The organism is Streptomyces sp. NPDC088197, assembly GCF_044741185.1.
Taxonomy (GTDB): Bacteria; Actinomycetota; Actinomycetes; order Streptomycetales; family Streptomycetaceae; genus Actinacidiphila.
Genome location: NZ_JBIUSD010000007.1, coordinates 345,251 through 358,329, shown reverse-complemented (window position 1 = coordinate 358,329; position 13,079 = coordinate 345,251). Strand labels below are relative to the sequence as shown.

Sequence of the window (13,079 nt, the reverse complement as noted above, 5' to 3'; positions counted from 1 at the left end):
CCGGGGGCGCGGCGGCCAGGAAAGGACATGTACGTTTCCTCGGGTGCCCATGCCTACGACCGCCGCGCGCCGCACCGCGCCGCACCGTTCCGCCCTGGCCGTTCTCGCCGTGTCCGCCGTCGCCGCGCTGCTCGGCGGCACCGTCCTGACGGGGGCCGCGAGCGCGGCTCCGGCCGCCGGCACCAAGCCCGCGCCGAGACCGCCCGAGCACATGTCCACGGTGGGCGGCGACCGGCTGGGCGTGCCGGGCACGCAGGTGGACCCGGGACAGTCCGCGCCCGCGCTGCCCGCGAAGCTGACGGCGAAGTCCTGGATCGTGGCGGACGCCAAGACCGGCGAGATCTACGCCGCGCACAACGCGCACTGGCGGCTCCCCCCGGCCAGCACCCTGAAGATGCTGTTCGCCGACACGGTGCTGCCGAAGTTCCCGAAGAACACCGTGCGCAAGGTGCTGCCGAGCGACCTCCAGGGCATGGGCGAGGGCAGCAGCCTCGTCGGCATCAAGGAGAATCTGACCTACACCGTCCACGACCTGTGGCTCGGTGTCTTCCTGCGCTCGGGCAACGACGCGGTGCACGTGCTGTCCGCCATGAACGGCGGCGTCGCCAGGACTGTCGCGGACATGAACGCGCGGGCCAAGGAGTTGCAGGCGGCCGACACGCATGTGGTCACGCCAGACGGCTACGACGAGCGCGGGCAGGTCAGCAGCGCGTACGACCTCACGCTTTTCGCCCGCTCGGGGCTCCAGAACGCCGACTTCCGCGAGTACTGCTCGACGGTGAGCGCGCAGTTCCCCGGCGAGTGGAAGGTCGACAAGAACAAGAAGACCGGCAAGACCACCAAGAAGCGCGAGTCGTTCGGCATCCAGAACACCAACCGGCTGCTCAGCGGCGACTACGGCCTGTCCCCCTACCCCGGCATCGCGGGCGTCAAGAACGGCAACACCACCAACGCGGGCGCCACCTTCACCGGGGTCGCGCAGCGCGACGGCCGTACGCTGCTGGTCACCGTCATGACGCCGAAGGCCGAGCACGACCTGGTCTACCGCGAGGCCGCCTCGCTGCTGGACTGGGGCTTCAAGGCCGCCCCTACGGTCAAGCCGGTCGGCACGCTGGTCCCGCCGCTGAGCCAACTGCCGCCGCCGACCGCCACGACGAAGGCGCCCGAGGGCGACAAGGGACCGGCCACCGCCTCCGCCACGGCCGGTTCCTCCCACGACGGCCTGTGGACGGCGCTGGGCGTCGCCGCCGGTTCCCTGCTCGTCCTGGCCGTGGCGTTCATCGTGGTACGGAAGCTCCGCCCGCTGCCGTCCCCGGCCGGCGGTGGTCCTCATCCTGCCCCGCGTCCTGATCCCGCTCCGCGTCCCGGTGCTGACCCTGATCCTGATCCTGGCCCTGATCCCGATCCCGATCCCGATCGGGCGTCCGGTCCGGCGTCCGGTCCCGACCGCCGCTCCCGGCGCCGGAAGGGCTGACGGACTCCGGGGCCCGCGTGGCCCCGTGGACCTCGATCACCTCGACGACCTCCACGGTCTCGACACCTTCCACCGGTTCCCCGGCGGCGTCGCCGTCCCCGCCGTCCCCGCCGTCCTCGCCGTCCTTCTCGGGCGGCGGCGCGTGCCTGGGCGTCGCCGTCCACGCGGCGCAGTACAGCAGCAGTTTCGCCATGAAGTTGATCCAGAGCAGCAGGGCGACCGGCGTACCGAAGGCGCCGTACACGTTCTTGCCCGCGACGCCCTGGAGGTAGCCGCTGAGCAGCACCTTCAGCAGTTCGAAGCCGACCGCGCCGATGAACGCCGCCTGGACCACGGCGCGGCGCGACGGTTCGACGCCCGGCAGCAGCGTCAGCAGGTAGGTCAGGATCAGGAAGTCGGCCAGGACGGCGATGCAGAAGCCGAGGACGGTCAGCAGCGCGCGGCCGGGGCCGTGGTCGGCGAGCCCGGCCTTGTGGACGGTCCAGTCGACGGCCGCGGTCGCGAAGCCGGAGGCGGCGAGCGAGAGCAGGGCCGCCGCGCCGAGGCCGAGCAGGATGCCGCCGTCGACCAGTTTGGCGACGACGGGGTTGCGCTCCTCGTCGTCCTTGTCCCAGACCGCGCGCAGGCAGTCGCGCAGCGAGCCGACCCAGCCGATACCGGTGAAGAGCAGCGCGGCACCGGCGATCCCGCCGATGGTCCCGGCGTTGGCGACCAGGCCGTTGATGTCGAGCTGGTCGGCGATGCCGGGGATCTGGTCGGAGATCTTGTGCTGGAGGGTGTCGAGCTGATGCTGCGACAGCAGCGCGGCGCCGATCGCCGCGACGACCGCGAGCAGCGGGAAGAGCGAGAGGAAGCTGGTGAAGGTCATCGCGGCGGCCAGCCGCGTCCAGTGGACGGTCTGGAGGTGCGCGAAGGCGCGCCAGCCGTGTGTCCGCATCGCCGCGGCGATGCGGGGGCCGATCCAGGGCAACCTTGTCAACCAGTCCATACCGGGGGGCCTACCCTCCCCCGGCCCGCGCAGTCCCGCGGAACACGAAGGTGCGGGTTCCCCAGAAGCGCAGCGCGGTCGCGAGAGCCATGCCGATCCCCGCGCCCGACACGACATCGGCGCGCGCACTGGCCAGCCCGAGCACGTAGTGCGATACGCCCAGACAGCCCAACTGCACGAGCGCGCCCGCCACGTTCACCGCGAAGAAGACCCCGTACTGCCGCGCCCTGCCGACCGCCGGGGTCCGGCCCCGGTAGGTCCCCAGCGCGTTGCCGAGATACGCCACCGTGCACCCGGCGAGGAACGACAGCGCCTTCGCCCCGATCGGCCCGAACCCGCCGGGGCCGCGCAGCCAGACGAACAGCCCGAGGTCGGCGGCGTACGCGGCGCCGCCCGCGAGGGCGAAGCCGAGCACTTCCGAGCTGAGGCCCCGAGGGGAGCGCGCCCTCACCGGTTGACCGCCGCCAGGACGTAGAGGACGACCCAGGCCAGGGCGATGACGACCAGGGCGCGGTCGCGCAGGACGACGTCCTCGGGGGCGCCCGCGGAGCCCGCGTCGGCGAAGACGGCGTAGCGCAGGACGGAGAGGATGAAGGGGATCATCGAGAGCTGCCGCCAGGGGAGCCAGCCGTTGGGCGAGGCGCCGGTCTCCATCGACCACAGGCAGTAGGCGAGTACGGCGCCGCCCGCGGCGAGCTGCCAGACGAAGCGCAGGTAACCGGTGGTGTACGCGCCGAGGAGGGCGCGGGAGGCGCCGACCTCGGAGCCCTCCGAGTCCTCGGGCGGCGCGGGGGCCGCCGGGGCGGTGGCGTCCGGTTGGGGTCCGACCGTCGGGGCCGCGGGGGCCGCCGCCGTGGCCCGTTCGGCGAGCCGCGACATCAGGACGAGTTCGGAGTAGCGCTTGGCGGCGACCATGAACAGCGCGCCGAAGCCCGAGGTGATCAGGAACCAGCGGGACAGGTCGATGCCGAGGGCGAGGCCGCCCGCCATGGCGCGCATCAGGAAGCCGGTGGTGACGATGACGAGGTCGACGACCAGCATGTGCTTGAGCCACACGCAGTAGGCGAGCTGCATGACCACGTACCCGGCGAGCAGCCCGGCCGTGTCCGGGTTGCAGAGCACCCCGGCCGCCGCGGGCGCGAGGACCGCGAGGGCGCCGCCCGCGGCGTACGCGACCGGCACCGGGACCTGTCCGCAGGCCACCGGGCGGCGGCACTTGACGGGGTGGGCGCGGTCGGCGTCGGCGTCGCGGGCGTCGTTGATCAGATAGACGGCGGCGGAGCAGCCGGTGAAGAGCACGAAGACGACGGCGAGCTGGAGTACGGCGTGCGCGGACAGCAGGCGCCCGGCGGCCAGCGGCGCGGCCAGCACGAGGACGTTCTTGACCCACTGCCGGGGCCGGGCGGTCCGCACCAGACCGGCGGGCAGGCCCCGTACGGAGACCGGGGGCGGGAAGCGTCCGGCCGAGGGGACGGCGGTCGCCGGTACGTCGTCGATGAGCGCGGCGGTGCGTTCCGTCATGACGGCCGCCCTCCGCGCAGGGCCCAGTTCCGGCCGAGCCGGGCGGTGACGGCGCCGAGCAGCGCGCCGCAGGCCACGTCGCTCGGGTAGTGGACGCCGACGACCATCCGGGACACGCACATGGCGGCGGCGAGCGGCGGGAGCGGCGCGGCGAACGGCGTACGGGGCATCAGTGCCCCGAAGGCGACGACGGCCGCGGCGGCCGAGGTGGCGTGCGAGCTGGGGAAGCTGTGCCGTCCGGCGGTGCGGACCAGCGGTTCGGCGTCCGGCAGCACCGGGCGCGGGCGGCGGACGACCCGTTTGACGCCCATGCTCGCCGCGTGGGCCGCGCCGACCAGTGTGGTGGCGCGCAGCCAGGCGCCGCGGCGGCCGGGGTCGGCGCAGGCGCCGGCGAGACCGGCGGCCAGCCAGACCGCGCCGTGCTCGCCCGCCCAGGACAGCGCGCGGGCCGCGCCCGCGACGCGGGGGTCGGTGCCGCGGCGGCGCAGCGCGGCCAGCAGGTGGTGGTCCGCGCGTTCCGCGGCGGAGTCGGGGTAGCGCACTGGTCGGTACTCCCTCGCAGCGACGGCTCGTGACCCGGGGCCGCCACAGCTGGGCGACCGGCCGCCCCACCTGGGCGAATTGTCGGGTCATCACACTTGGACCCCGAGTGCTTACCGTGCGCGACGGCTCCTCACGCACCACCACTCACCCTTTTCAGTGAGAAAAGCCGCATAACGCACTATTCGTGATCTTTCGCACCACTCAGAGCGCTACGGTCACGGACATGCCTGTACCCTCCGCGACGACCGTCCCCGTCACCGGCGAGGGCCGCACCGCCGCCGACGCCTCGGCCGACCCCACCGACGCCTCGGCCGACCCCACCGCCGCCCCCCTCGATCGCGGCTCCGGCCCCGCCGACCTCCCCAGCCGCGTCGGCCCGGTCACCGGCTGGGGCCGCACCGCCCCCACCACCGCCCGCGTCCTGCGCCCCCTGACGTACGAGGCGGCCGTCGCGGCGGTCACCGGCAGCGACAGCCGCGGCGCCATCGCGCGGGGCCTGGGCCGGGCCTACGGGGACGCGGCGCAGAACGCGGGCGGCGCCGTCCTGGACATGACCGGACTCGACCGCGTCCACGAGATCGACGCCGTCAACGGCCTGGTCGTGTGCGACGCGGGCGTCTCGCTGCACCGCCTGATGGAGGTGCTGCTGCCGCTCGGCTGGTTCGTGCCCGTCACGCCCGGCACCCGCTATGTGACGGTCGGCGGCGCGATCGGCGCGGACATCCACGGCAAGAACCACCACGGCTCCGGGTCCTTCTCCCGCCATGTGCGCGCCATCGAACTGCTCACCGGTGACGGCGAGACCCGGCTGGTCACGCCCGAGGACGAGCCGGGCCTGTTCTGGGCGACGGCCGGCGGCATGGGCCTGACCGGCGTCATCCTCGCCGCGACCCTCCAGCTCCTGCCGGTCCAGACGTCGTTGATGACCGTGGACACCGAACGCGCCACCGACCTGGACGACCTGATGGCGCGGCTGACCGCGACCGACGACACGTACCGCTACTCGGTGGCCTGGATCGACCTGCTCGCGCGCGGCGCGAAGACCGGCCGCGCCGTCCTCACCCGCGGCGACCACGCCCCGCTCGACGCGCTGCCCGCCACGTCCCGCGCCCGCCGCGACCCGCTCGCCTTCCGCCCCGGACGGCTGCCCGCCGCCCCGCGCTTCGTCCCCGAGGGCCTGCTCGGCCGCACCAGCGTCGGCCTGTTCAACGAGTTCTGGTACCGCAGGGCCCCGCGCGAGCGGCGCGGCGAACTCCAGCGCCTGTCCACCTTCTTCCACCCGCTGGACGGGCTGCCGCACTGGAACCGGATCTACGGCCGCAGCGGCTTCGTCCAGTACCAGTTCGTCGTCGGCCACGGCCAGGAGGAGGCGCTGCGGCGCATCGTCGGACGGATCGGCGCCCGCGGCTGCCCGTCCTTCCTCGCCGTGCTCAAGCGCTTCGGCGAGGGCGACCCCGGCTGGCTCTCCTTCCCGATGGCGGGCTGGACCCTCGCCCTCGACATCCCCGCCGCGCTCCCCGGCCTCGGCGCGTTCCTCGACGAGCTGGACGAGGAGGTCGCGGAGGCGGGCGGCCGGGTCTACCTCGCCAAGGACGCGCGGCTGCGGCCCGAACTCCTGGCCCGGATGTACCCGCGCCTCGACGACTTCCGCACCCTGCGCGCCACGTACGACCCGCGCGGCGTGATCACGTCCGACCTCGCCCGCCGCCTGGCCCTCTAGGGCCCGCCGCCACAGCCTCGAAGGAGCTTCCCGTGAAGGACGCGTTCGGCGCCCCCCAGTCCCTGCTGATCCTCGGCGGCACCTCCGAGATCGCGCTGGCCACCGCCCGCCGCCTCATCGCCCGCCGCACCCGTACCGTCTATCTCGCGGGCCGCCCCTCCGAGGCGCTGGACGCCGCCGCGACGCAGTTGCGCGCGCTCGGCGCCGACGTCCACGCGGTCGGCTTCGACGCCCTCGACCCCGCCTCGCACGAGGAGGTCCTCGGCAAGCTCTTCACCGAGGGCGACATCGACATGGTGCTGCTCGCCTTCGGCGTCCTCGGCGACCAGGCCCGCGACGAGCAGGAACCGCTCTCGGCCGTCCACGTCGCCCAGGTCAACTACACCGGCGCCGTCTCCGCCTCCCTGGTCTGCGCGGGCGCCCTCCAGTCGCAGGGCCACGGCTCGCTGGTCGTGCTGTCCTCCGTGGCCGGCGAGCGCGCCCGCCGCGCCAACTTCATCTACGGCAGCAGCAAGGCCGGGCTCGACGCCTTCGCCCAGGGCCTCGGCGACGCCCTGCACGGGGCCGGCGTGCACGTCATGATCGTCCGCCCCGGCTTCGTCCGCACCAAGATGACCGCGGGGCGCGAAGAGGCCCCGCTGGCCACCACCCCCGAGGCCGTCGCGGTCGCCATCGAGACCGGGCTGCGCCGCCGCAGCGAAACGGTCTGGGTGCCCGGCACCCTGCGCGTGGTCATGTCGGCCCTGCGGCACGTCCCGAGGCCGCTCTTCCGCCGCCTGCCGGTCTGACCCGGCACCGGCTCCGCCGCGCGCCGTCGGCGGCGGGCGGCCGTGTCGTACGCTCCACAGACGGTGACACCGCGTTCCGGAGGAGGGGGCCATGGGGGCGACTCCCGCTGACGGGAGAGGACTTCGGGGGCGGCGGCTGCGGTGGCTGACCCCGCCGGTCGTGGCCTTCGCGGTCGTCGTCAGCTCCGTCTTCGCCGTCGCGGGCCTGTCCGGGACCGGTGCCAGGTCGGCCGTGCAGAGCGCGGCCCCGCCCAGGCCCGTGCTCACCCGGGTCGGCGTGTGGACGGCGGCGCTGGCGGGCGGCGGCCAGCGGGTCCACCACCGCACGGTCCGCATGGTCGTGCACCCGACGATCGGCGGGACGGGCGTACGCGTGCGGCTGTCGAACCGGTACGGGACCGGGCCGCTGCCGGTCGGGGCCGTGGACGTGGCCGTCCAGGCGCACGGCGGCGACGCCGCACCCGGCACGCATCACACCGCGACGTTCTCCGGGGCGGGCGCCACGACGATCCCGGCGGGGCGGGACGCGGCGACCGACCCCCTCGCGATGACCGTCAACGCGGACGAGAATCTGCTGGTCAGCGTCTACTTCCCCGGTGACGCGGGCGCGTCGGGGCGGCACTGGCTGGCCGCCGAGACCACGTACTACTCGGCGCCCGGCGACTTCGCCGCCGCCGACACCACCGCGCACTACCCCGTCTCGAACGGCGTCTGGTACTACCTCAGCGGTCTCGACGTCGAGTCCGCCACCGCCCGCGGCACCCTGGTCGCCTTCGGCGACTCCCTCACGGACGGCGCGGGTTCCAGCACGTCGGCCAACGCCCGCTGGCCCGACGTCCTCGCCCGGCGGCTGCGCGACCGGCCGGGCGGCCCGCTCCTCGGCGTCGTGGACGCGGGCCTGAGCGGCAACCGGGTGCTCACCGACACCGGCACCCGCTTCGGCACCAGCGCCCTGCACCGCTTCGCCCACGACGCCCTCGGCCAGCCCGGCGTCACGGCCGTGGTCCTGCTGGAGGGCATCAACGACATCAGCGTCGACCGCGGCCCGCACGGGCACCTCGCCGCGGCCGACCTCATCGACGCCTACCGCACCCTCATCCGCCAGGCGCACGCGGCGGGCGTACGGATCTACGGCGCGACCCTGCCGCCCTTCCAGGGCTCCCGCCCCTACACCCCCGCCGGTGAGCGGACCCGCGAGACCGTCAACCGCTGGATGCTCGGCGGCCACGCCTTCGACGCCGTCTTCGACCTGTCCGCCGCGCTGCGCGACCCCGCCCGGCCGCACCGCCTGTCCCCCGCCTACGACAGCGGCGACCACCTGCATCCCAACGACGCCGGTTACCGCGCGATGGCGAACGCGATCGATCTCCGTACGCTGACGGCTCCGCTGACTCCGCGCGCGGCGGGCTGAGCGTCCGTACCCCCGCTCACAGGCGGCTGGGGGTCGCCTCGTCCGTCGTGTTCTCCGCGTCCTCCCCGGGCGGGGCGACCTCGCCGAAGCGGGCCAGGGCCAGGGCGCCGACGACGGCGAGGGCGAAGCCCGCGACCGCGACCGGGGCCCAGCCGTGGCGGGTGCGGTCGCCGAGGGCCAGGACGCCGACGAGCGCGGGGCCGACGGTCTCGCCGATGACCATGCCCGCGGTGGCGGCCGTCACCGAGCCGCGCTGGAGGGCGGAGGTCAGCAGCAGGAAGGCGGCTCCGCCGCCGACGAGGAGGCCGTACACGGCCGGGTTGGTGAGCAGCGCCACCGGGGTCATGCCGTCGATGACGCGGACGGCGACCTCGACCACGCCGAAGCCGAGGCCCGCGCCGAGGCCCAGCGCCGCCGCGCGGGAGCGTTCGGGGAGACGGCCGGCCGCCGTGCCCGCCGCGAGGACGGCGAGGGCCGTGGCCAGCGTGCCCCAGCGCAGCGCCGTGCCGCCGTGGTCCGCGCCGGCCCCCTCGCTGCCCGAGGCCATGCCCAGCAGCGCCAGGCCGCCGCACACCGCCGCGACCGCGCCCCACTCGCGCGGCGACAGCCGCGTGTCCAGCAGCCGCGCCGCCGCGACCGCCGTGACGGCCAGGCTCGCCGCCAGGGCCGCGCCCACCGCGTAGATCGGCAGCGACCTCAGCGCGACCAGTTCCAGCGCGAAGCCCACGCCGTCGAGGCCCAGGCCCGCCACGTAGCGCCACTCGCGCAGGGCCCTGCCCAGCAGCCGCGCGTCGACCGCCGAGCCCGAGCCTCCGCCCGGCTCCGCCGCCGCCCGCGCCGCCACCGCTTGCAGCACCGACGCCACCCCGAAACACACGGCCGCGCCCAGCGCACACACCATTCCCAGAAGCACGCCACTGACTCTAGGGCGTCCAGCACCCCGGGCCCCGCCCCGAGCGCTTCCTCCGCCGCGGACGGCGAGCCGTCCCTTCCCACCGGCCGGTGGCCGCAAGCCCACCGAATCGCCCCTCCGGTCCCGGCGGTGACCCGCACGCCCGTCGTGGCGCGTCGCGCAGTTCCCCGCGCCCCTCAAAAAACCGGCCCACCCCCCGACCGAAAGACGACCCGCCCCGCCAGGGGCGCGGGGAACTGCGCGACAAGCCCCCACCGGCCGGTGGTCCGCAAACAACCGGTGCGCCCCGTCAGGGGCGCGGGGAACTGCGCGACAAGCCCCCACCGGGCCGGTGGCCGGAAGCCCACCGAATTGCCCCTCTGGGGCCGGTGGTGACCTGCGGCAGCAATGTGGCTGAGCGCGCAGTTCCCCGCGCCCCTCAAAAGATCGGCCCACCGCGCCAGGGGCGCGGGGAACTGCGCGGCCGGCCCCCACCGGCCGGTGGTGCGGAGAGGAGGGGACCGCCCCCCCCGGCGGGAGGGGGGAAGGTCAGGCGGAGAGGACCGTGCGGAGTTGGGTGAGGCCCCAGTCGAGGTCGTCCTTGGAGATGGTGAGCGGCGGCGCCAGCCGAATGGTGCTGCCGTGGGTGTCCTTGGCGAGAACCCCGAGCGCCATGAGCCGCTCGGAGATCTCGCGGCCGGTCCCCACGGCGGGATCGATGTCGACCCCGGCCCACAGCCCGCGCCCGCGCACCTCGGTGACCTTGCCGGAGCCGGTGAGGAGGGCGAGCTCGCGGTGCAGGTGGTCACCGAGTTCGGCGGCGCGCTCCTGGTACTCCCCGGTGCGCAGCATGGCGAGGACTTCGAGCCCGACGGCGCAGGCCAGCGGGTTCCCGCCGAAGGTGGACCCGTGTTCGCCGGGCCGGTAGACGCCGAGGACGTCGCGGGAGGAGACCACGGCCGAGACGGGCACGACGCCGCCGCCGAGCGCCTTGCCGAGGACGTACATGTCGGGGACGACGTCCTCGTGCTCGCAGGCGAAGGTGCGGCCGGTCCTGCCGAGGCCGGACTGGATCTCGTCGGCGATGAAGAGCGCCCCGCGCTCGGCGGTGACCCGGCGCACCCCGGCGAGATAGCCCGGCGGCGGCACGAGGACGCCCGCCTCGCCCTGGATCGGCTCCAGCAGCACGGCGACGGTCTCGTCGTCCACGGCCGCTTCGAGCGCGGCGAGGTCGCCGTAGGGGACGGTCACGAAGCCGGGGGTGTACGGGCCGAAGTCCGCCCGCGCCTCGGGGTCGGTGGAGAAGCTGACGATCGTGGTGGTGCGCCCGTGGAAGTTCCCGGCCGCGACAACGATCCTGGCCCGGCCGTCCGGTACGCCCTTGACCCGGTAGCCCCACTTGCGCGCCGTTTTCACGGCGGTCTCCACTGCTTCGGCGCCGGTGTTCATCGGCAGCACCATCTCCATGCCGCACAGCTCGGCGAGCCGCGTACAGAAGTCCGCGAAGCGGTCGTGGTGGAAGGCGCGGGAGGTCAGCGTGACCCGGTCGAGCTGCGCCTTGGCCGCCGCGATCAGCCGGGGGTTGGCGTGGCCGAAGTTCAGCGCCGAGTAGCCCGCGAGCATGTCGAGGTAGCGGCGGCCCTCGACGTCGGTCATCCACGCGCCTTCGGCCGTGGCGACCACGACGGGGAGCGGGTGGTAATTGTGCGCGCTGTGCGCCTCGGCGGCGGCGATCCGCTCACCGGTGGTGCCGGTGGTACCTGCGGTGCCGGAAGGACCTGCGGTGGTGGTGGTCACGTGCGTTCTCCGTTCGTTGTACGTCGGAGGCCAGGGCGAAGGGGCGGGGTGACGCCCCTTTCTATCGTCGCTCGCCGCGATCACGGCGAAACCTCACCGACGGCGGCCAGTGGTGTCCACCAGGGGTATGGGAGCGGGGTCACCACCTGAGAGAATGATGGACATGGCAACAGATCGCCCGCGCGCGCTTTCCGGTATCCAGCCCACCGCCGGTTCGTTCCACCTGGGGAACTACCTGGGGGCGATCCGCCAGTACGTGGCGCTCCAGGAGACGCACGACGCCTTCTACATGGTGGTCGACCTGCACGCGATCACCGTGCCGCAGGACCCGGCCGAGCTGCGGGCGAACACGCGGCTGGCCGCCGCCCAGCTCCTGGCCGCCGGGCTCGACCCGGACCGCTGCACGCTGTTCATCCAGAGCCATGTGCCCGAGCACGCCCAGCTCGGCTGGGTGATGAACTGCCTGACCGGCTTCGGTGAGGCGTCCCGGATGACGCAGTTCAAGGACAAGTCGGCCAAGCAGGGCGCGGACCGCTCGACGGTCGGCCTGTTCACGTATCCGATCCTCCAGGTCGCGGACATCCTGCTGTACCAGGCGGACGCGGTGCCGGTCGGCGAGGACCAGCGGCAGCACATCGAGCTGACCCGCGACCTGGCGGAGCGGTTCAACACGCGCTTCGGCCCGACCTTCACCATCCCGGCGCCGCACATCGTGCGGGAGGTCGCGAAGATCTACGACCTCCAGGACCCGACGGCCAAGATGAGCAAGTCGGCGGCGTCGCCGAAGGGCCTGGTCAATCTGCTGGACGAGCCGAAGACGTCGGCGAAGAAGTTCCGCAGCGCGGTGACGGACACCGGCACGGTCGTCAAATATGACGAAAAAGACAAGCCGGGCATCAGCAATCTGCTCACGATTCACTCCGCGCTCACCGGTACCGGAATTCCGGAACTCGAGGAGCGGTACGAGGGCAAGGGCTACGGTGCGCTGAAGACCGACCTCGCGGAGATCTTCGTGGAGTGGGTCACACCGTTCCGTGAGCGTACGCAGGAGTATCTGGGGGACCCGGAGACGTTGGACGCGGTGCTGGCGAAGGGTGCCGAGAAGGCGCGCGCCGTGGCGGCGGAGACGCTGGCCGGGGCGTACGACCGGGTCGGGTTCCTGCCCGCCAAGCACTGAGTACGGTACGGGGCGGTACCGAGGACGATTTTTCTGCTCTCGCATGATTGTCCCGCATGATGGCTGTATGACCATGCGGGGTCATCGCGCGGGGGTGACCACGCGGCCGGCTGAACGGGGAAAGGGGTGAGCGCAGTGGGGACCTCCACGACCACCACGATCGGCGTGTCCATCGCGGTCCCGGAGCCGTACGGGCGCCTGCTCCAGGAGCGGCGCGCCGGTTTCGGCGATCCGGCGGCGTACGCGATCCCCACCCACGTCACGCTGCTGCCGCCCACCGAGGTCGACTGCGGCGCGCTTCCGGCGCTGCGCCGCCACCTCGCGCAGGTCGCCGCCGACGGCCGCCCCTTCCTGATGCGGCTGCACGGCACGGACACCTTCCGGCCGCTCTCCCCCGTGGTCTACGTCCGCCTCGCCGACGGCGGCGACGCCTGCGCCCAGCTCCAGGAGCAGGTCCGCTCGGGACCCGTCTCCCGCGAGCTCCAGTTCCCGTACCACCCGCACGTCACGGTCGCCCACGGCATCCCCGACCCCGCCATGGACCTGGCCCAGTCCGAGCTCGCCACCTTCTCCGCCGCCTGGACCGCGATCAGCTTCGCCCTCTACGAGCAGGGCGAGGACGGCGTCTGGCGCAAGATGCGCGAGTACCCCTTCGGCCGTGAGGGCCTCTCGGCCGTCCCGCACCAGCAGTCCGCCAAGGCCGCGACGCGGCTGTAACGGCGCTGCGGGGTCGGCCCGGCCGCGACTCCTGCCGCGCTTCGGCCGTGC

11 protein-coding genes and 1 pseudogene are annotated in these 13,079 nt (G+C 73.9%); 6 read left to right on the top strand and 6 right to left on the bottom strand.

Translation table 11 applies throughout. The features are described from left to right. Window positions 1–49 precede the first annotated feature (49 nt). Window positions 50–1,474 carry a D-alanyl-D-alanine carboxypeptidase family protein gene (locus ACIOC1_RS19900; protein ID WP_401855674.1) on the top strand — a complete coding sequence of 475 codons (1,425 nt, stop codon included), beginning with the start codon at window positions 50–52 and terminating at the stop codon, window positions 1,472–1,474. Window positions 1,475–1,550: 76 nt separating this feature from the next. On the opposite strand, the pseudogene ACIOC1_RS19895 reads toward ACIOC1_RS19900, so the two are convergent. The 4 genes and pseudogenes from ACIOC1_RS19895 to ACIOC1_RS19880 form a co-directional block, all read right to left on the bottom strand. Then, a pseudogene (locus ACIOC1_RS19895) lies at window positions 1,551–2,462 on the bottom strand (YihY/virulence factor BrkB family protein); the annotation flags it as partial. 10 nt (window positions 2,463–2,472) lie between these two features. Beyond that, complete coding sequence (locus ACIOC1_RS19890) at window positions 2,473–2,913, bottom strand: GtrA family protein (protein ID WP_355336861.1); 441 nt, start codon at window positions 2,911–2,913, stop codon at window positions 2,473–2,475. Further along, window positions 2,910–3,983, bottom strand: a complete 1,074-nt coding sequence (locus ACIOC1_RS19885; protein WP_391050486.1) for a decaprenyl-phosphate phosphoribosyltransferase — start codon at window positions 3,981–3,983, stop codon at window positions 2,910–2,912. Before ACIOC1_RS19885 ends, ACIOC1_RS19890 begins: the two co-directional genes overlap by 4 nt. Next, on the bottom strand, window positions 3,980–4,525 hold the full coding sequence (locus tag ACIOC1_RS19880; RefSeq protein ID WP_355336859.1) for a phosphatase PAP2 family protein: 546 nt from the start codon (window positions 4,523–4,525) through the stop codon (window positions 3,980–3,982). The genes ACIOC1_RS19885 and ACIOC1_RS19880 overlap by 4 nt, the downstream gene beginning before the upstream one ends. A gap of 224 nt (window positions 4,526–4,749) precedes the next feature. Between ACIOC1_RS19880 and ACIOC1_RS19875 the strand changes: the two genes are divergently transcribed. The 3 genes from ACIOC1_RS19875 to ACIOC1_RS19865 all read left to right on the top strand — a co-directional run bounded on the left by ACIOC1_RS19875 (window position 4,750) and on the right by ACIOC1_RS19865 (window position 8,445). Further along, window positions 4,750–6,246: an FAD-binding protein gene (locus ACIOC1_RS19875; RefSeq protein WP_401855671.1), complete on the top strand. Its 1,497-nt coding sequence runs from the start codon at window positions 4,750–4,752 to the stop codon at window positions 6,244–6,246. A 32-nt stretch (window positions 6,247–6,278) separates the two neighbouring features. After that, window positions 6,279–7,034 carry a decaprenylphospho-beta-D-erythro-pentofuranosid-2-ulose 2-reductase gene (locus ACIOC1_RS19870; protein WP_355336857.1) on the top strand — a complete coding sequence of 252 codons (756 nt, stop codon included), beginning with the start codon at window positions 6,279–6,281 and terminating at the stop codon, window positions 7,032–7,034. A 91-nt stretch (window positions 7,035–7,125) separates the two neighbouring features. After that, window positions 7,126–8,445 carry an SGNH/GDSL hydrolase family protein gene (locus tag ACIOC1_RS19865; protein ID WP_401855668.1) on the top strand — a complete coding sequence of 440 codons (1,320 nt, stop codon included), beginning with the start codon at window positions 7,126–7,128 and terminating at the stop codon, window positions 8,443–8,445. Window positions 8,446–8,461: 16 nt separating this feature from the next. Here the strand turns inward: ACIOC1_RS19865 and ACIOC1_RS19860 are convergent, their stop codons facing one another. Next, window positions 8,462–9,346, bottom strand: coding sequence for a hypothetical protein (locus ACIOC1_RS19860; RefSeq protein WP_355337201.1), 885 nt, complete (start codon window positions 9,344–9,346; stop codon window positions 8,462–8,464). Between the two features lie 540 nt (window positions 9,347–9,886). Further along, window positions 9,887–11,071, bottom strand: a complete 1,185-nt coding sequence (gene rocD / locus ACIOC1_RS19855; protein WP_355337199.1) for an ornithine--oxo-acid transaminase — start codon at window positions 11,069–11,071, stop codon at window positions 9,887–9,889. 226 nt (window positions 11,072–11,297) lie between these two features. Between rocD and trpS the strand changes: the two genes are divergently transcribed. Both trpS and ACIOC1_RS19845 read left to right on the top strand, forming a co-directional pair. Continuing rightward, entirely contained in the window at window positions 11,298–12,311 is a 1,014-nt protein-coding gene (gene trpS / locus ACIOC1_RS19850) for a tryptophan--tRNA ligase (RefSeq protein WP_391050482.1), read from the top strand. A gap of 126 nt (window positions 12,312–12,437) precedes the next feature. Next, window positions 12,438–13,028 carry a 2'-5' RNA ligase family protein gene (locus ACIOC1_RS19845; protein ID WP_391163343.1) on the top strand — a complete coding sequence of 197 codons (591 nt, stop codon included), beginning with the start codon at window positions 12,438–12,440 and terminating at the stop codon, window positions 13,026–13,028. Window positions 13,029–13,079: the final 51 nt, after the last annotated feature.